This window comes from Streptomyces sp. NPDC001890, from assembly GCF_042891445.1.
Lineage (GTDB): Bacteria > Actinomycetota > Actinomycetes > Streptomycetales > Streptomycetaceae > Streptomyces.
The window spans coordinates 1-16935 of sequence record NZ_JBIATE010000049.1 but is presented as its reverse complement, the minus strand read 5'-3'; the positions used below and the strand labels follow the sequence as shown (position 1 = coordinate 16935).

Here is a 16935-nt window from a genome sequence, read left to right as displayed (position 1 = left end):
CTGTGTGTCCCGTCAGGCGTCCTGTCTGCGCAGTACCAGGTAGCCGCCGATCAGGGCGGCGGCCGTCCAGGCCAGCAGGACGGCGAGAGCCGCCCCCGATCCGTAACCGGGTCCGTAGCGTCCGTCGCCGGACGGCCCGGCGATGTGCATCAGTTCCAGGCCGGCCTGGTCGGGCAGGTACCGCAGGACGGGCTTCAGGGCGGGGATGTTGCCGAGCCCCTGGGAGCCGAGGAACAGCAGCGGGAGCAGGATGCCCATCGAGATCGCCGAACTGCGCACGACGGCCGTGATCCCCATGGAGAAGGCGCAGATCAGGGTCAGGTAGCCGACGGCCCCGGCGAGCGCGGCCGGCACTCCGTCCGCGGTGAGGCCGGTTCCGTACGGGCCGAGCGCCGCCTGAGTCGCGACGAACGTGGCGAGGACGATCGCCGCAGAGGCGGTGAGGGCCGTCAGAGTACCGGCCAGAACCTTGCCGCCGTAGAAGAGACCACGTCCCGGCACCGCGGTCAGCGAAGTCCGGATCGATCCCGACGAGTACTCGGCACCGACGAGCAGGACACCGAACACGACGAGGGCGAGCTGCCCGAGGGTCATGCTGTACAGGGCGGCGACCAGCGGATCGAAGTTGACGACGCTCTTGATGTCGTTGCGCCAGCTGGACGCGACGAGCGTGCCGATGCCGGTGCTGAGCACGAAAGCCAGCAGCAAGGCGAAACCGGTCGAGCGCACGGTCCACACCTTGATCCATTCGGCGGCGAGAACCGCCCGGGGCGAGTTGCTGGTCATCGCTGTGCTCCTCCCGGCTGCCCCGCCCGGTACTCGACCGCGTCGGCGGTCAGCCGCATGAACGCCTCCTCCAGCGAAGCGTGACTCCGTGTCACCTCGTGCACCGGCACCGCGTGGGCCGCGACCAGTTCACCGATCCGCTCCGGCCCCGCGGCCGCACTCAGGCTCCCGTCCGCGCAGTCGGTGACCTCGATCCCCGCGCCGGCCAGCACGTCGCGAAGCCGCAGCGGTTCCGGTGTACGCACCCGCACCCCTGTTTCCGTGTGCCTGTCGATGAACTCGGTCATGCCGGTGTCCGCGAGGAGCCGGCCACGGCCGATCACGACCAGGTGATCGACGGTGAGTGCCGCCTCGCTCATCAGATGACTGGAGATCAGGACGGTGCGCCCCTCGGCCGCCAGGTCCCGCAGGAGGCGCCGGATCCACAGGACGCCCTCCGGGTCGAGCCCATTGACCGGCTCGTCGAGCACCACGACGCCCGGATCGCCGAGCAATGCCCCGGCGATTCCCAGCCGTTGGGCCATACCCAGCGAGAACGTCCCCATCCGCCGGCGCGCGGCGTCCACCAGCCCGGCCAGCTCGATCACCTCATGCACGCGGTGTGCCGGGATCCGGTTGCTCCGGGCCAGGCACCGCAGATGGTTCAGTGCGGTCCGGCCGGGGTGCACGGCCCCGGTGTCGAGCAGAGCGCCCACCGTACGCAGCGGCTCACGCAGTCGTCGGTACGGTGCGCCGTCGATCCGCACCTCGCCTGCGGTCGGCCGGTCCAGGCCCAGCATCATGCGCATCGTGGTGGACTTTCCGGCGCCGTTGGGGCCCAGGAAGCCGGTCACCAGGCCGGGCCGTACCCGGAAGCTGAGCCCTTCCACCGCCGTGGTGTTCCCGTATCGCTTGGTCAGGTCGGTCACTTCGATCATGCCGGCGATGTTCCGGGACGAGGGGCCCCTGCCACATCCGGCCCGGGGCCTACCGCCTGTCCTCCACCCACGGGTGGAGGAGGCCGGCACGGGAGCGCGTGCCTCCACCCCTGGGAGGAGCGCCAGGTTCAACTGCTGGACGGAGGTCACGGGCCCTGCGCCTGGATAGGGTCGAGAGGTGCGAGCAAGTACTGCTGAGGTGGACCCGGACGACCATCCGATCCTGGCGCGGCGGCTGAGCCGACGCCAACACATCGCTCTGGACTGCGTGTTCGTGTTCGTCTACGCGGCCGCGCTGCTGCTGACCGGCCCGACGGCCGACGCGTCACCGTCCGTGGCGCCCTCCCCGGCCGTGGTGCCGTGGGAGCGGCTCGTACTCATCGCGGCGGCCACCGCGCCCGTCGCCGTACGGCGGATCCGGCCGTTGCCCGTGTTCGTCTTCGTGCTGGCGGTGACCGTCGTCGCCGTAGTACGGGACGCCACGTGGGACCCGTTCCTCGCGGCGGCGTTCGCCACGTACACCGTCGCCCTCACGCTGCCGTCACACCGTTGGTGGCAGCGGTGGCTGCCCGGACTGGTGCTGGCGGCCCTGTCCCTGGCCGGTGCCGCCGGAGCGACGCACGCGGGCGACGCGTACTGGTGGCGCGGTGGGCCGGGGCTGCTACTGCTCGGTTCCATCGCGCTGCTCGGCGCCTGGCAGTTGGGACGGGCCGCGCGGCAGAGACGCGCGTCCGCCATCCGGGCGGTGGAGCAGCTCGCGCAGCGAGCCGTCACGGAGGAACGTCTGCGGGTCGCCCGCGAACTGCACGACGTGGTCACCCACAGCATGGGCCTGATCGCAGTCAAGGCCGGTGTCGCCAACCATGTCCTGCACGTCAGACCGCAGGAGGCGCACGACGCGTTGCAGGTCATCGAACGCACGAGCCGCACCGCACTGAACGACATGCGCCGGATGCTCGGTGTGCTGCGCACCCCCGAGGGCGAGCGGCAGCCGGCCTCTCTCGGCCCGGTCCCCGGTGCTGTCGCGCTGCCCGAACTCGTCGGGCAGGCCGGTGCGCAGCTCACGATGCGCGGTGTCGAGAACCTGCCCGACGGAGTCGCTCTGGCTGTCTACCGAATAGTCCAGGAGGCGCTCACCAACGTCGCCAAGCACGCCGCCCCGGACTCCCGCTGCCGGGTGGACGTCGCAGCGAACGGCCGCGACGTCCGGATCGACATCACCGACGACGGCGGAGGCCGGGCGCCGCTGACGAAGACCACCGACGGCCATGGCATCGTCGGCATGCGCGAACGCGTCGCTGTGTACGGCGGAACCCTCACCACCGGACCTCGTCCGGAGGGCGGCTTCGCGGTGCGCGCGTCCCTGCCGTACGAGGAGAGCACATGACCCGGCCCGCCCACCCGCCCGCCGTCCCGCCCGGCGATCCGGTCCGGGTCCTGATCGCCGACGACCAGGCCCTGCTGCGCGGCAGCCTCCGCGTGCTCGTCGATGCCGAACCCGGCCTGGTGGCCACATCGGAGGCGGCGAACGGGGCGGAGGCGGTGCGCTGTGCCCGGCAGGATCCGCCGGACGTGATCCTGATGGACGTACGGATGCCCGGGACGGACGGCATCGAGGCGACTCGGCAGATCTGCGGTTCTCCCGGCACCGCGAACGTCAAGGTGCTGATGCTGACGATGTTCGACCTGGACGAGTACGTCTATGCCGCGCTGCGGGCCGGCGCGAGCGGGTTCCTGCTCAAGGACACACCACCCGGTGAACTGATCGCGGCGATACGGGTCGTCGCCGGAGGCGATGCGCTGCTGGCGCCAGCCGTGACGCGGCGTCTGATAGGGGAGTTCGCCCGTCGCCCCCAGCCCTCGCAACCACTGCCGCACACCCTGGACGGTGTGACCGGGCGCGAGCGCGAAGTCCTCACCCTCATCGCCCGGGGCCTGTCGAACACCGAGATCGCCGAACGGCTGTACCTCGGCATCGCCACCGTGAAGACCCACGTCGGCCGTCTGCTCACCAAGCTCGACTGCCGCGACCGCGCGCAGTTGGTGATCGTCGCGTACGAGAGCGGCCTGGTCACGGCAGTACGGCCCCCGGCCGGGTCCTGAGGATTGCCTTCCGGGGCAATTCTCCCCGAACTGGGCGGGCCGCCACGGCATCGTGACTCGTGCGGGGCAGGGACGGGTTCGGCGGGTGGATACCCATGACGCACATGTGCTGACAAGCTGTCAGGCGCTGCGTTCCCCTTCCAGGGATGTGGAACGCCCACAGCCCATCGGGAACGGCTTCGCGGCCACACCCGGAGGCCAGTACTCCGTCTGTGGTCCCGTACGCCGCCGCGTACGGGACCACAGACCTGTGGCGCGTACGGGCCACATGCCTGTGTGCCGAGCCCTCTGTCGTTTGAGCAGCACGCCGTCTTCCTCGATGCCCCCGGATATCGAGGAAGACGGCGCCGGCCGGGTTCATGTCCGTGTCGAACCAGGTCGGCAGCCCATGAGCACACCCGGCCCGGGGACGTCACGACACCAGGCCGGCCCCCTCCAGCTCGGTCAGCCGTACGGTGCACAGACCCCCACGCTCGGCCTTCACCTCCGTCACCTTCAGCTGCGTCCCCGGCGCGAGGATGTACTCCTCCTCACCCGTGAACGCGGAGAACCTCCGGATCCCCACCGCCCGGGCGGGTGTCACCTCGAAAAGCGTCCGCCGGCCACGTCCGCCGAGGAACGCACGGGCCACACCCAGCTCGGACGTGCACGACGACACGCCCCACCACGTCACCGTCCGCCCCAGCGGGTACTGGGACCGCAGATCCAGTGCCACACCACGCCACAGCGGCCGCGTCTGCGCCGGCAGCGCCTCTATCGCCGAGAACAGCAACCGCAGGTACGGCAGGTACGGCACCACGCGCTCGCGGTCCGACGAGCGCAGCACGGCATTGATTTCGCGATAGAAGCCCGACTCGCACGTGTACAGGTAGAGGGCCGAGATCGCGTCGGCCGACAAGGCGCCCGCGGCCTCCCCGGACAGTGTGCCTGCGGACGCCGCCTCCACAGCCTTCGTCTCTCCGAAACGGCTCGACAGATCGATATGCCGATCCAGGTGCGCGAGCACCCGTGAGACCGGCTCGACGGCCTTCCGGAAATCCATCAGCGGTGTGTCGAACACCCCGGTGACGGGCGGCAGGACGAGGCCCTCGTCCTTGACGCTGGTGAGCCGCTCCAGATACAGCTGGTGCAACTCCATCGTGGACGCGATGAACGCCCCCATCCGCTGCGCGACACCACCGTCCTCCGGCCCGCCGGACCCGCCCGTCGCCTGGTCCCAGCCCTTCTGCGGCAGCCAGTCGACCGGCTCGGCCCCCACCGCCGCCAGGGCGTCGTTCACCTGGGAGAAGTGATCGCCCTCGCAGAACAGATCCCCCTGCGCCGCCGGATTGGCGTGGTCCAGGTGACGGACCTGCACTCCCGGGTACTTCTTCTCCAGCCGCTGGACGACCCTCTTCAGACTCCGGGCGTGCGCACCCCACCAGGCGAACACCACCCCCCGGTCGTCCTCCTCCACCGCGTCCTGTTTCGCCCGGAGGATCTCCTCGATGATCTGCTCGGCCACGGGGCGCCAGAACGACGTGTGCCGATCGGTCGCCATCGCCCCGTCCGCGCTCGCGGTGAGGGACGCGTTCAGCAGCAGCACACCCTGGGTGAGCATCGCCTGGAACCACTCGGGCGGCTGAACCGTGCCTTCCTTCTTCAGCAGGGCGCGGACGTCGGCGATCGGGGTCTTCTTGACGATGCCGTACTTCCACACCGCGGCCGCCTTGATGAGGCAGCGGATGCTGACGACCCGGCCGAACTGACTGTCCTTCCAGTCGTTGAAGGTGTTGTCGAACATCGCGATGCCGGTCGCGCTCTCCGCCCGCGGATAGGGGTTCTGTCCGAAGACGACCACTTTCCACTTCTCCGGCGGATGCGGCTTCAACGCCTGGAACGTCAGCTCGCGCACCGGAACGACCTCAGGGCTGCGCTTCGGGCCGATGAAGTCGGCGGCTCCCGGCTGCGCCTCGATCACCGGTCCGAGCAGCGGCAGCCACGGCTCGCCGCCACCGGTGAACAGGTCGGCCAGTCCCAGCGGATCCCCGGCCGGAGAACCGGCATCGCCCGCGGCCGTCACGTCGGCATCACTCACGAGGGTGCAACTCCCGATAGTCGAACCGGGCGCCTCCGAGGGCGCCCCGGCGTGCTGAACAGATGCGGCAGATTCGTCGCCGGTGTCCGTGCCCTGGGCGGCACCGGCCTGCGAGGTCTTCGGATCAGTGACGAAAGGAAGGCCGCTGCGGCACGTTGATCCGGACCCGCCGTGCGGACCCCGCTCCCTCGATGTCGTCGAGCTGCCCCAGCACGGCGGCCCGCAACTCGTCGTAGTCCACGAAACCGTGGTCGTGGAAGAGGGCGTAGCCCGTCCACATCAGGTTGGCGCACACCTTGGCGGGCACCCGACCGGTCTGCGCGCCCATCCCGACGAGCGCCACCGAGCGGATGCTGCCCGGCTTCGCCCGGTTCTGCAGATGCACCGCTTGGAAGGCGGCCGCGCAGGCCAGGGCCACGTTCATCGTGTCACTGACGTTCTGCGACGACTGGCGCATGGTGGGCGTCGAGATCAGGTACCGGGGTATGTCCGCCCCGGACGGGACGCACACCGCGCTGCCCACCGGCAGCCGTCCGCCGAACCGGTCGCGGATCGCCCGCTGCACCCGGACCTGGATGCCCGCACCGAGGTACCGCTTGACGACGGCGTCGACCCCACCGTCCATCCGGCCACGCTCGTTGGTGGGGGAGACCCAGGCATCGGCGTCCACGTCAAGGAGGGAACCTCGCCTGATCTCGACCTCCGGCGTGTCCGCGAACGCGGACCGCCAGGCCCTCACCACCTCGTCGTTGACGTCGACCAGAACGACGCTCAACGCATGCCTGACACCCACGAATTCACCCCTCTTGCTCCGTGATCCCGAACAGTCCCGAAGCTACCGTGCGCCACTGACAGTGCCGTTCGACAGAGTTGTTGGAGCAGGGGAGCAGGGGAGCAGGGGAGCAGGGGAGCAGGGGAGCAGGGGAGAAGGAGAGAAGGGGCACAAGGGAGCGGAGGGACGAAGGCCCGTCGCGTAGTACGCCATCGTGGCAGCGACCGGCGACCGGCGACCGGCGACCGGCGACCGGGAGCCGGCGCCAGGGCCCCGACCGAGCGGGTATCCAGTGCGCCTGGGAACTGCCTGATGCCGCTACCAGTAGCGGCCCTCCGTCATGGCCTCCAGCGCCGCCCGGTTCATGACAAGGTCATCGGCGGTGGCCGGCGCCGCGACCTCGCCGAAGTGGATCTGCCGGTAGCCGACTTGCAGCATCACTATCGCGTGCCGAAGGCAGGCGTAGAGCGTGTGGAAGTCCATGTCCCGCGGTGTGTACCCGGTGAGCTTCGCGTACCGTGCCTCCACCGCCGCCCGTTGGAAGAACCCCGGCAGTCCCTCCTGGCCCAGTGTGACTGTGAGGTCATGGAAGAAGCGGTGCAAGTAGATCGCCCACGCGAGGTCCAGCTCCCGTGGCCCGAGGGCAGCCATCTCCCAGTCGAGGACGGCGGCGGGCTCGAAGCCGTCATAGATGATGTTGCCGATCCGCGCGTCGCCCCAGCTCAGCACGGTCTCGCCCTCCTCGGCCGGCCACAGCTCCTCCAGGCGGGCGAAGGCGGCCTCGATGACGGGTGAGCGCGGACGGCCGTCGACGACCCAGTTGTAGTACGTCCTCAGGTCCTCGACATGCCGCCGCAACGGGCTGCCGCCTCCCGGCCCCGCGAGGAATCCCGCCTCCGACACCGGCACCTGGTCGTGCAGTCGCGCCAGGATGGAGACACTGGCGTGTTCGAGCCGTTCGCGCTCGGCGTCAGTGGCGGCGTGCAGCCAATTGCCCGCGTAGGTGTACGGCATGACGTCCGGCGGCACACGCCCCTCGACGCGCTCCATCACGAAGAACTCCGCGCCGAGGTGGGCGGGGTCGGTCTCCAGCCAGTGCACGGCGGGTACCGGCAGGTCGGTGTGCGCGGCGACGAGGCGCATCACCTTGTACTGGCGGGGCATGTCGTAGGCGGGGAAGACGGTGTACGCGTTCGGGTCCGCGGCCAGGCGCAGGACGCAGCGGCGGACGGGGAGCGGCGCAGCGGCTTCGTCCTGATCGATGTCGAAGAGCAGGGTCTCGCTCGACATTCCGTTGGAGTCCGGCACGGTGACGGCGGTGGGGCGGGCTCCGGGATGGACGGCGGCCAGCCAGGCTGCGAGCCGGCGGGTGAGTTCCTCCGGGTCACGAGTGGTACGCCGGATCCGGGGTGCTTCGGGGTTTGCAGCCATACGAGGTCTCCGTACGTCAGGGCGCCACCGAGTCGTAGCCGGTGAAGCCGCTCGGGTCGTGACGGCCGAACGTGCCGTGCTCGAAGATCCCGTAGCCGGTGGCGCCGTCGAGGGAGAAGCGGGCGGCGTGCTCAGTCACGCCGAATACGGCCAAGGGGTGCGCGGACAGGTTGGTGAGGTCGTAGCTGCGTCGGTCGACCCAGTCGCGGCCGTGCCACGTCCCGTGGCTCCAGTCGTCAGCGGGTGGGTAGCCTGCGCCGACCGCCAGCGGGGAGGAAATGAGGATCTCCGCGGTGAGCTCGATGTTCTTGCGATTGCGGTCGGCGAGATGAATGACCGCCCGCTCGGGGTGGCGGGTACCGGAGCGGTACGTGATGTCCGGCTGAGGCCAGCCCAGTTGGGCGTCGGGGCGGCCGTCACGCATCTCGACGGCGTCGCTGAGCGTGCGGTAGCCGTCGGGCTCCTCCTGGACGATCACCATCAGGAACCGGTCGTCGAACCGGACGGGGCACCACAGCCAGTGGAAGCCCTCCGGGACGTGCTCCTCCCCCGCGCGCCCGCCGTCCTCGCCGGGGATGGGCCGCACGCCCCAACTGCGGTCACGTGTGCCGGTCCACTCGTCGGCGGTGACGGTGATCTCCTCGCCCTTCGCGCGGATCACGCCGGTCACCGTGCCGGCCTGGACGAAGCGGCGGCCTTCCAGAGTGAGGCGGTTCCCGCGGTGCATGGTGTGGTGCGGCTCCCACAGCGGCTCGAAGGCCCCCTGCCAGCTGAGATCGTACGACAGGCCTTCGGGGTCGGCCGGGTCGGCGGCGCAGTGCAGCGTGAAGCGCTTCAGCGGCTCGTCGACGGTGATGCGGAGCGGGCCGACCTCCATCCGCATCCGGTCCTCGGTGAGGGCGTCGGAGGCGCGGACGGCGAGGAGCTCGTCGCCCAGACGAAGCGTGGCGAAGGCGTCGATCACGCCGGTGTTGGGGTAGACGCCCAGGCCCAGGACGAGCAGGGCGCGACCGGCGTGGTCGAAGACGTGGAAGATGCAGCGGTCGTAGGCGTTGCGGTCGCTGGTGGCGATGTGCCGCATGGAGAGCGGTACTTGGTGCACGGGGTATTCGTCGAGGGCTACGGGGCGTTCGGGCACGAGGGCCTCCGGCGGGGCTCATCGGGGGCTTGCACGAGAGCTGACGATACGTCAGGTCAAGGGGTATGGCCAGGGGAATGCGTCATGGTGGCTTCGTCTGCCGCAGCACCGCCACGCGGGGAACATTCCGGGGGGCCGCCTCGTTCTGACCTCAAGCCCACTGCACCGAACCGTGAACTGAGGGAGTACCTTGCCCGAGACCTCGTCCACCGTCACCGCATCCCCGCTCCCGTCGCTTGCCACCCAGGCGGAACGCCTGATCGAGCTCGGGGTGCACGAGCTCGCGCAGCTGCCCGCCGACGACCTGCGCGCCTTCGCTCGGATCGCCGGCCGCGGAGACGGCGACGCCCTCCTCGCCGTCCATCCGGACCGCGCCCCCGCGTCTGCTCTGGCACCACTGCTCCGCCGTGACAGCAAGCCCGGCTTCGTCGTCACCGACATGCTCGACGTCGACCGGTTCGCCCCCTGCACCGTCGAACCGCCCGACGCCCCTCTCTACCTCATCGCCGGTCTCGACCGCGGCGACCACATGGCCGATTGGAGCCCCGACGAGGCACTGCCCGCTCTCACCAAGGCGGACCGCACCCCGCTGCTGCTCACCGAAGGCATCCATTGGGTGCTCCAGCAGCCGGCGGTCCTTGAGCGCAACCGCTGCTTCATGACCATCGGCTCTCGGCTGCGCAAGGCCAACGGCACCCTGGACGCCCGCACCCCGGCGATCTGGATCAGCAACGGCACAGGGCGAGACGGCCGCGAGCGACGCAATGCCCCGAAGGTCGGCTGGTGCTGGTGGAACAACCGCCACACCTGGCTGGGCTTTGCCTCCGCTACGAGCCGCAGGACTTACGACCCGGTACGCGATTGAGGTCAGGGCGTGCTGACCGGGCGGGTCGGCTGGCGGGTGATCAGCAGTCGGCCTTCCGGATGAGCACGAGTTCGGTGCTCGTGTGCCGCCGGATGGGCCTGCGGGCCGCGCGGTCGGAGAGCGGTCCGGCGATGACGGCGTGGGTTTCGCTTCGCCTTGACCTGCAGATGCAGACACCGTTGCTCGGCAAGGATGCGCAGCTCGACACCCTCGGCCTCGGCCTCGGCGTGGGCGTGGGCGAAGGCATCGGACAGGGTGCGCAGGCGGGGGCCGCCGCGGTGGGAGGCGCCCGGTACGGGACGGGGGCCGCAGGCGCGAGCAGTGCGTCCGTTACCAGGACCCTGTCGGTGAAGACCAGCCTGTGATCCGGCCCGGCTCCGGCGGCCCGCTTGCGCTCTCCGCCACGACGCCCACGCGCACGCTCACGCAACTCGGACTCACACAGCCCCAGCCAGGGGTCGGCCAATTCCTCGGTCAAAAAGCTGAGATGGGCACGCGCAAGGCCGCAGAAAGCCGGATGAGACAAGGCCGCACGGGCTCGGGAATGCGTCGCGACATCACCAACCCGGGCGGCCACCGTCACGTCACGGCTCTCCGGGCTGCCCGAGCGGCGTAGGACTTCGCGACCAGTTCCTCCACCAGAGCGCTCTTCGCCCTTGAGTAGTCGCGTCTGCCCTGGCTGTCGGCACGGAACCGCTGGGCGAGGGCCGCCTTCAACGCGCTGTAGCGCCGGACTTCGTCGGGCCGCTGACGTAGGTAGTCACGGAGCAAGACGTGATCAAGGTGGGGTCTGGATCCTGCGACCACGCTGTACAGGTGATGCTCGGGAGCCGCAGCAGGGGCTTGAAATGCCTCCCGCCCCGGAATCCCCAGAGCGCCTTCGTGCCGGTAGCCCCGCTCGGCGAGCCGGGAGATCAGCGCAGGCACGACGGCGTCCTCGGCCACCACGATGTCGAGGTCGATGATCGGCTTGGCGGCACATCCGGGCACCGCTGTGCTTCCGACATGCTCGATGGATACAGCCAGGTCCGCGACGTGAGGTGCGAGCCGCTGCCGCAGGTCCTCAAACCGCCCGGGCCATCGGGGGTCATAGTCGCCGACCACGATCATGCCAGTCATTTCAGTAGTCTCGCAGTATCGTCGGCATCCCTCGAAATCCTTCTGACGGCCCGGGCCATCGCGTACCGAGTCGATAGCTGGTGGGCGTTGTCACGTCTGTCGGCGGCGGGCGGTCCGGTGCTTTCCTTCGGTACGAGGGCAGATGAACTTGCGGCGCGCCAGGGCTCAGAGGGCAACCGCCGTGCCGGTGGGCAGTGAGGAGCGCGGCCGTCATCCCGCCCATGAAGGAGACCCCGCACGCCTTGGGGACGAGCCGCTGCGACCGGATCCGGGGCCAGTTGCAGAACGGAGTCATGCAACTGGAACAGGGGGAGCACCCTGTAACGGATGACGAACTCGACGCCTTCGAGCGGTTCGTGGGCCGGCCCCTTCCGCGATCGTTCCGACAGCACTACCGGGTGAGCAACGGCGGGTGGTTTCCCGCAGGGGCCCCGAAATCGCTGGGGGTTCACGGCTTCAACGCGATCGCCCGCGGCACGCTGCCCATGGAGACACTGATCGACGACATGGACCTGCGCCATGACGGGTGCGTCGACGTGCTGCCCTTCTGCTTCGACGCGGGAGGGAACCTCTTCCTGCTGGTCCTGGACGCCGAACGGTACGGGTGCGTCGATCTGTGCTTCGCCGACGGTTGGACGCAGGAGCCGACCGGCCTGGACGCCGAGGAGTTCTTCCAGCCCGCCACCATCGCAGCCTCGAAACTGCACAGCCGGATGGTCGAGCTCGGCCTCCGCACCGCACCGGCCCCGCACCGGCCCCCGCACCGGCACCGGAGCCGGTGCGGAGGCTGCCTGGCTGCTCCACGACACGAGTTCCCGGGCCCGTCCGACCCGCGTCGAGACGGACGCGGCCAGCAGCCGATCGCTGCCGAGCACCTCGGCAGCGATCCCCGTTTGACCTTCGAGGCGACCGATACCGACACCTGGCTCGATCCCTGCAGCGGACCGCCGCCCGCCCCGGGTACGTCGACTGCCGCCCAGGAATGTACCAACGCCTGAACCACCTTTCGAACAACTGGAACCCGGCGGGCTCAGCACAGTCGACGACCTGCTGCCACAACCCACATGGCCCAGTGGGCACTGGCTGGATCGCGCCCTACCCCCACTGACGGCCCGTCCGGACCCTGAGAACCATGGGGGATACCGAAAGCACATCAGGTCCGGACAGTACCGACAACGCGATCCACGCCCTCCAGGAAGGTGCTACGGCTCCACGACCGCCCGCCCCACCCGACTGCCCGTTCTGCGACCTCCCGCAGGAGCGCTATCCCACCCACTACGACGGCCACTGGGTTCTCCTCGAACCTCGCGTCATCGTCCCCGCCCACACGGTTCCCCCGCGCCGGCGCTGGATCATCACCCCCGGCGGAACCGCCATGAACTTGTGGGATGCCGAACCTCTCCCTGGTACCTGGTGCAGAATCGCGCACCGCGCGGTCTGCCCCTGTCTCCAGCCCGAAGACTCCTGGCCTTGGACCACCGCGCTCCGGCAGGAGAACGAACGACGGGCGCAACGTCTGTTCAATCTTCCCGAAGGCTGGGGCCTTCCTGACACCGGCTGACCCCAGCCGGCCGGTGGCGTCAACGGCGGTGTCCCACTCGTGCACGACCTGGACCGGGTGGGATCCGAACCCCTCTTCACAGGTACTGGCCCACTCACAGAACGGGGGGCGAGCTGGTAAGCAGCGAGTAATTGTCAAGACCTGTGGATGGGAGCCGCACCGACCCAACGGTGATAGGCGTCTACGTCGACGTTGCTGCCGCACACGATGGTGACCAGGTGCCGGCCGGCGAAGCGGTCGCGGTTTTCGAGGATCGCTGCGATGCCGAGCGCGGCCGACGGTTCGACGACGAGGCCGGCGTGGTCGAGGAGCATCCGCATACCGGTGATGATCGACGCCTCCTGGACCAGGAGGGCATCGTCAGCGACCAGGAGGAGGTCGTCCAGGACGGCGGGGATGGGGCGTCGGCCGGCGACGCCGTCAGCGATCGTGTTGGTCGAGTCGGTGGTGACGACACGCCGTCCGCGCCACGAGTGTGTCATCGCCGGTGCGCCCAGCGGCTGGACGCAGATGACCTCGACCTCGGGCGCCATGGCCTTCACCACATGACCCACACCGGTGGCCAGTGCACCGCCGCCGAGAGCAATCAGGACGGCGTCGAACGACGGCCCGGTGTCCGCCAGTTCCAGGCCGATGGTCGCCGCGCCCTCGCAGGTCTCGATGTCCAGGCTGTCTTCGACCAGCCGGATGCCGTCGCAGCGCGCGATGGCTGCCGCCCGCTCGCGCGCCATCTCGTGGTCGCCGTCCACCAGCTCCAGCCTGGCGCCCAACGCGCGGATGCGGTCTAGCTTGGCCCGAGTCGCGAAACGGGATGCCACGACAGTTACTGCAAGCCCTCGGCCGCGGCCGGACCATGCGAGAGCCTGGCCGAGATTGCCCGCGCTGGCGCATACCACGTCTCGCGAGCCGTTTTCGGCCAGCTGGCTCGCGACGAGCTCGGTGCCGCGGGCCTTGAAGCTGCGGACCGGGTTCGCCGTTTCGAGCTTGATACTCACCGCGCACCCGAGGCCGGGCTCCAGCGCCTCGCAGCGGTACAGCGGAGTGTTGAGGAAAACCGGGTCAATCATCCGGCGAGCCGCCCGGATCCGAGCTGTGTCGAGGCGCGTCTTCTGCACGACGCGGCAGCTTAGCGCGAGCAGTAGTTCAAATCCCATAGAACAAGGGGGCAATTCCGGCCCCCTGCCCCAGCACCGCGGGAATTACAACGGGTCCCCGAGCGGCCCAAGTTTCGCTTCCAGGGCGTCGGCCCAATGAGCAGGCCAGTCCGGTTGGCTGCCGTCCGCATCGGTGAACCCGTACTCCTTGTACAGGCTCCAGGTGGCCAGGGCCTGCCCGGTCTTGGCCATGATGCCCGGGTCCGCGGCCAGGGCGGCGACGGCCCGTCCCAGGTAGGTGGGGGTTTCGGAGTGGGCGAAATCGGGGTCCTTGGCCGCGCCGTCACGCCAGTTGGCCTCGGTGACACCGAAGCCCTCCAGCATGGCCTCCGAGCGCAGGAAGCCGGGAGTGATGGCCACCGCCGCGACGCCATGCCGCTCCAGCTCCGCAGCCTGAGCCACGGCGAGGCGGATCACGGCAGACTTCGCGAGATCGTAGAAGAACGAGCCCCGGTACCGCGCGGTGTTGCCATCGGTGACCTCCACCACCAGACCGCTCCTACGGGCCACCATCAGCGGGAGCGCGAACCGGCTGGTGATCACATGGGTCTCCACCGCCCGCCGGAGCAGACGCAGCCCGGTGTCCAGGTCCTGCTCCCACAAGGGGTGCTCCCAGTCGGTCAGCGGGTCGCCGCCCCACACGGAGTTCACCAGGATGTCGAGTCGGCCGTTCTGCTGTGCCGCGATCCGGTCGACCAGGGCGCGGACATCCTCTGGGCGACTGTGGTCGGTGCGTACGGCAATTCCGGTGCCGCCGGCGGCCGTGATCTGCTCGGCGGTCTCCTCGATGGTCTCCGGACGTTCAAGGTCCGAGCGTCCGGCCCTGCTGCTGCGGCCGGTGACGTACACGATGGCGCCCGCCGCCCCGAGTTCAACGGCGATTCCGCGCCCTCCGCCCCGGGTGCCTCCCGCGACCAAGGCAACCTTCCCGGCCAGCGGCTGTTCGGAACTTTTCATGATTCCTCCAAGTCGGGGTTGTCACTGGACGGGACATGAGCCGACACAAGGGTGCTGATTTCTTGCCGGAGTCGCTGCGGCAGCGTGCCCTGACGGTCCAGCGCCCAGGTCAGGCCCGCGCCGGCGATGATCGCCTGGACGGAACCGGTCAGGGCTGCCGTATCTGTTCCGGCCCGGAGTTCCCCCGAGGACACGGCAGCGGTCAGCAGTGCCTCGATCGCCCTTCCCTGGGCCTGGTGGACGGCCAGGGCGTGCTCGTGCAGCTGCGGATCGGTCAGGTCCATGCACAGGAAAGCCAGGTGGTTGGCGAACGTCTTCGGTGTAGTCATAGGAGCCGTCGACTCCGCAGCCAGCGTCATCAACGCCGCCAGGGCGGAAGCCTGCTCCGTCCGCACCCGCTCGTACCGTGCGTCTGCGTCTCGTACGGACTGCTCGGCCAATGCCACCAGCAGGCCGTGCTTTGAGCCGAAGCGTTGCACGAGCGTGCCGGCCACGAGCCCCACCTCGCCGGCTACAGCCGCCAGGGTCAGACCTGCGGGGCCTACTCGGCCCATCACATCGGCCGCCGCACGCAAGATCACCGAATCTTCGACCCCTCGGGGACGCCCTGCCACTAACGCCTCCAAATAAATAAATGACTGTTCATTTATTAAATCACCCGCCGCCCGCACCCGCAATCGCTGCCGCAAGCCCGAACGAGTGTCGATGAACGACCAGGGCATCCATCGGGTCGACCAGGGCGAGCGGATGCATGGCCTGATCGACCCGGCCGTACGCAGCGCACACCGGACCGGCGAACACCGGACCCAGCGGGGGCGTGGCGCAGGCGTTCGCCGAGTGCGGGCGGATCGCCGAGCCCGAGCACCTGCTGCACGCGGTCGACCCGGTCGACGACACCTACCGTCGGCAGATGGCCCGCCGGCTCACCGGCCAGGAGACCCGCCACGAACTCGCCCAAAACGTGCACCACGGCAAGGGTGGCAACCGCGAGTTACCGAGAGGTCTTTCCTTCATGCCCGCACGGCTACCGACTCACCCGGTCCAGGAACCAGTCCGATCAAGAACGACTGCGTGACCGGAAGGGCAACGGCTTGTCAGCTCGCACGAGCAACGAGCTGTCCGACGATGGAGAAGCGCCTTTCGCACTGGGGGCAGGTTGCCTCACCGAATGCATAGGTCAGGGCGTGCGCCACATCATTGTGGCCGTCGGACAGGGCCGATTCGTAGAGGCGGCGGCCAAGGCCGTCGAGGGCGCGGGGAGTGGCCGGTTGGAGAGGAAGGGTTTCGGCCTCGTCGGAGAGGGCGTGGTCCTCCGACGCACTGAAGAAGCCCTGCTCGCCAATGATCACCCATACTGCCGCGCAGCAGTCTGGATCAGGGCAGTCGAGTTCGTACTCCTCGCTGACGATGCCCCAGATCAGGTCCTCTGCCCAGTGGATGTCGCCCTCCAGGTTCAGGACCGCCTCCAGCAGATGGCAATAGTCGTTCCGGTCGGCGGTGGCCTGCCGCCACCGGTTCGAAGCGGCCAGCAGGCGCCCGACTTCGGGCGCGTGCTGTTTCCGTAGTTTCCGGGTCTCGTATCGCTGGTCGGCCTGAACAAGGAGGGCGCCGGACAGGTGGAGGGCCGCAGCCGCCGTGTCGGCATGGTCACCCTCGGCCATGTCCATCAGCGCGGGCAGTACCAGCGGATGGGATACCTCAAGGGACCCGTTGTGGTAGAGCTCTGTCCACAGATCGCTCCAGGCCCGATCGTCCCGACCGGTGGAGGCACGGTCCAGCAGGGCGGTCAGACGGTCGGAATCGGCGTCGTCTGTATGGGAAACCGGGAAAATCGTCGTCATCTCCGACATCCAAGCAGACTCCGCAGGCCCTGATTTCATGCCCTGACACGGCCGAGAATTGCCCAATCGAGTCCCCGGACTTGAACCCGTACTCACCGTGATCGATAGCGCGACATCTTCTGAGCTTGACGTTTAACGTCGCAGGTCACCCGACCTGCTGACCTGCGGTTCTTTCCGGGACAGCGGAGGCGGCCGTTCTCCACGCTTCGAGATG

General features: G+C 69.2%; 17 protein-coding genes and 1 pseudogene. 7 read left to right on the top strand and 11 right to left on the bottom strand.

All coding sequences use genetic code 11. The annotated features are described in order from the left end of the window. Positions 1 to 12: 12 nt before the first annotated feature. Both ACFYY1_RS41535 and ACFYY1_RS41530 read right to left on the bottom strand, forming a co-directional pair. Positions 13 to 786, bottom strand: coding sequence for an ABC transporter permease subunit (locus ACFYY1_RS41535; protein ID WP_388595156.1), 774 nt, complete (start codon positions 784 to 786; stop codon positions 13 to 15). Next, positions 783 to 1703 carry an ABC transporter ATP-binding protein gene (locus tag ACFYY1_RS41530; protein ID WP_388595155.1) on the bottom strand — a complete coding sequence of 307 codons (921 nt, stop codon included), beginning with the start codon at positions 1701 to 1703 and terminating at the stop codon, positions 783 to 785. Before ACFYY1_RS41530 ends, ACFYY1_RS41535 begins: the two co-directional genes overlap by 4 nt. A 178-nt stretch (positions 1704 to 1881) precedes the next feature. On the opposite strand from ACFYY1_RS41530, the gene ACFYY1_RS41525 reads away from it, so the two are divergent. Both ACFYY1_RS41525 and ACFYY1_RS41520 read left to right on the top strand, forming a co-directional pair. Further along, positions 1882 to 3090: a sensor histidine kinase gene (locus ACFYY1_RS41525; protein ID WP_388595153.1), complete on the top strand. Its 1209-nt coding sequence runs from the start codon at positions 1882 to 1884 to the stop codon at positions 3088 to 3090. Continuing rightward, positions 3087 to 3806, top strand: a complete 720-nt coding sequence (locus ACFYY1_RS41520) for a response regulator (protein ID WP_388595152.1) — start codon at positions 3087 to 3089, stop codon at positions 3804 to 3806. Before ACFYY1_RS41525 ends, ACFYY1_RS41520 begins: the two co-directional genes overlap by 4 nt. A gap of 412 nt (positions 3807 to 4218) precedes the next feature. On the opposite strand, the gene ACFYY1_RS41515 is transcribed toward ACFYY1_RS41520, so the two are convergent. From ACFYY1_RS41515 to ACFYY1_RS41500, 4 genes are all read right to left on the bottom strand, one after another. Beyond that, on the bottom strand, positions 4219 to 5883 hold the full coding sequence (locus ACFYY1_RS41515) for an ADP-ribosyltransferase domain-containing protein (protein ID WP_388595151.1): 1665 nt from the start codon (positions 5881 to 5883) through the stop codon (positions 4219 to 4221). A 124-nt stretch (positions 5884 to 6007) separates the two neighbouring features. Next, positions 6008 to 6676, bottom strand: coding sequence for a macro domain-containing protein (locus ACFYY1_RS41510; protein WP_388595150.1), 669 nt, complete (start codon positions 6674 to 6676; stop codon positions 6008 to 6010). Positions 6677 to 6973: 297 nt separating this feature from the next. Beyond that, complete coding sequence (locus ACFYY1_RS41505) at positions 6974 to 8086, bottom strand: phosphotransferase family protein (RefSeq protein ID WP_388595148.1); 1113 nt, start codon at positions 8084 to 8086, stop codon at positions 6974 to 6976. 16 nt (positions 8087 to 8102) lie between these two features. Further along, entirely contained in the window at positions 8103 to 9224 is a 1122-nt protein-coding gene (locus ACFYY1_RS41500) for a hypothetical protein (protein WP_388595146.1), read from the bottom strand. A 190-nt stretch (positions 9225 to 9414) separates the two neighbouring features. Between ACFYY1_RS41500 and ACFYY1_RS41495 the strand changes: the two genes are divergently transcribed. Continuing rightward, positions 9415 to 10089: a DUF5701 family protein gene (locus ACFYY1_RS41495; RefSeq protein ID WP_388595145.1), complete on the top strand. Its 675-nt coding sequence runs from the start codon at positions 9415 to 9417 to the stop codon at positions 10087 to 10089. A gap of 59 nt (positions 10090 to 10148) precedes the next feature. Continuing rightward, complete coding sequence (locus ACFYY1_RS41490; RefSeq protein WP_388595143.1) at positions 10149 to 10454, top strand: hypothetical protein; 306 nt, start codon at positions 10149 to 10151, stop codon at positions 10452 to 10454. Positions 10455 to 10668: 214 nt separating this feature from the next. Here ACFYY1_RS41490 and ACFYY1_RS41485 read toward each other — a convergent pair whose 3' ends face one another. Beyond that, positions 10669 to 11199, bottom strand: a complete 531-nt coding sequence (locus ACFYY1_RS41485; RefSeq protein WP_388595141.1) for a GrpB family protein — start codon at positions 11197 to 11199, stop codon at positions 10669 to 10671. 230 nt (positions 11200 to 11429) lie between these two features. Between ACFYY1_RS41485 and ACFYY1_RS41480 the strand changes: the two genes are divergently transcribed. Further along, a complete protein-coding gene (locus ACFYY1_RS41480) occupies positions 11430 to 12206 on the top strand; it encodes an SMI1/KNR4 family protein (protein ID WP_388595140.1) in 777 nt (258 codons plus the stop codon). Positions 12207 to 12340: 134 nt separating this feature from the next. After that, entirely contained in the window at positions 12341 to 12769 is a 429-nt protein-coding gene (locus tag ACFYY1_RS41475; RefSeq protein WP_388595138.1) for a DUF6083 domain-containing protein, read from the top strand. A 134-nt stretch (positions 12770 to 12903) separates the two neighbouring features. Here the strand turns inward: ACFYY1_RS41475 and ACFYY1_RS41470 are convergent, their stop codons facing one another. The 3 genes from ACFYY1_RS41470 to ACFYY1_RS41460 all read right to left on the bottom strand — a co-directional run bounded on the left by ACFYY1_RS41470 (position 12904) and on the right by ACFYY1_RS41460 (position 15602). Next, the gene (locus tag ACFYY1_RS41470) at positions 12904 to 13884 is read right to left on the bottom strand and encodes a threonine/serine dehydratase (RefSeq protein ID WP_388595136.1); all 981 of its coding nucleotides are present in this window, start codon (positions 13882 to 13884) and stop codon (positions 12904 to 12906) included. Positions 13885 to 13968: 84 nt separating this feature from the next. Then, positions 13969 to 14880 (bottom strand): SDR family oxidoreductase, encoded by a 912-nt coding sequence (locus tag ACFYY1_RS41465; protein ID WP_388595134.1) that lies wholly within the window; start codon positions 14878 to 14880, stop codon positions 13969 to 13971. Continuing rightward, positions 14877 to 15602: a TetR/AcrR family transcriptional regulator gene (locus ACFYY1_RS41460; RefSeq protein ID WP_388595132.1), complete on the bottom strand. Its 726-nt coding sequence runs from the start codon at positions 15600 to 15602 to the stop codon at positions 14877 to 14879. The genes ACFYY1_RS41465 and ACFYY1_RS41460 overlap by 4 nt, the downstream gene beginning before the upstream one ends. Positions 15603 to 15706: 104 nt before the next feature. Between ACFYY1_RS41460 and ACFYY1_RS41455 the strand changes: the two are divergent. Continuing rightward, positions 15707 to 15862: pseudogene (locus tag ACFYY1_RS41455) on the top strand (Tn3 family transposase); the annotation flags it as partial. Positions 15863 to 15974: 112 nt separating this feature from the next. Here ACFYY1_RS41455 and ACFYY1_RS41450 read toward each other — a convergent pair. Beyond that, the gene (locus ACFYY1_RS41450; RefSeq protein WP_388595130.1) at positions 15975 to 16730 is read right to left on the bottom strand and encodes a hypothetical protein; all 756 of its coding nucleotides are present in this window, start codon (positions 16728 to 16730) and stop codon (positions 15975 to 15977) included. Positions 16731 to 16935: the final 205 nt, after the last annotated feature.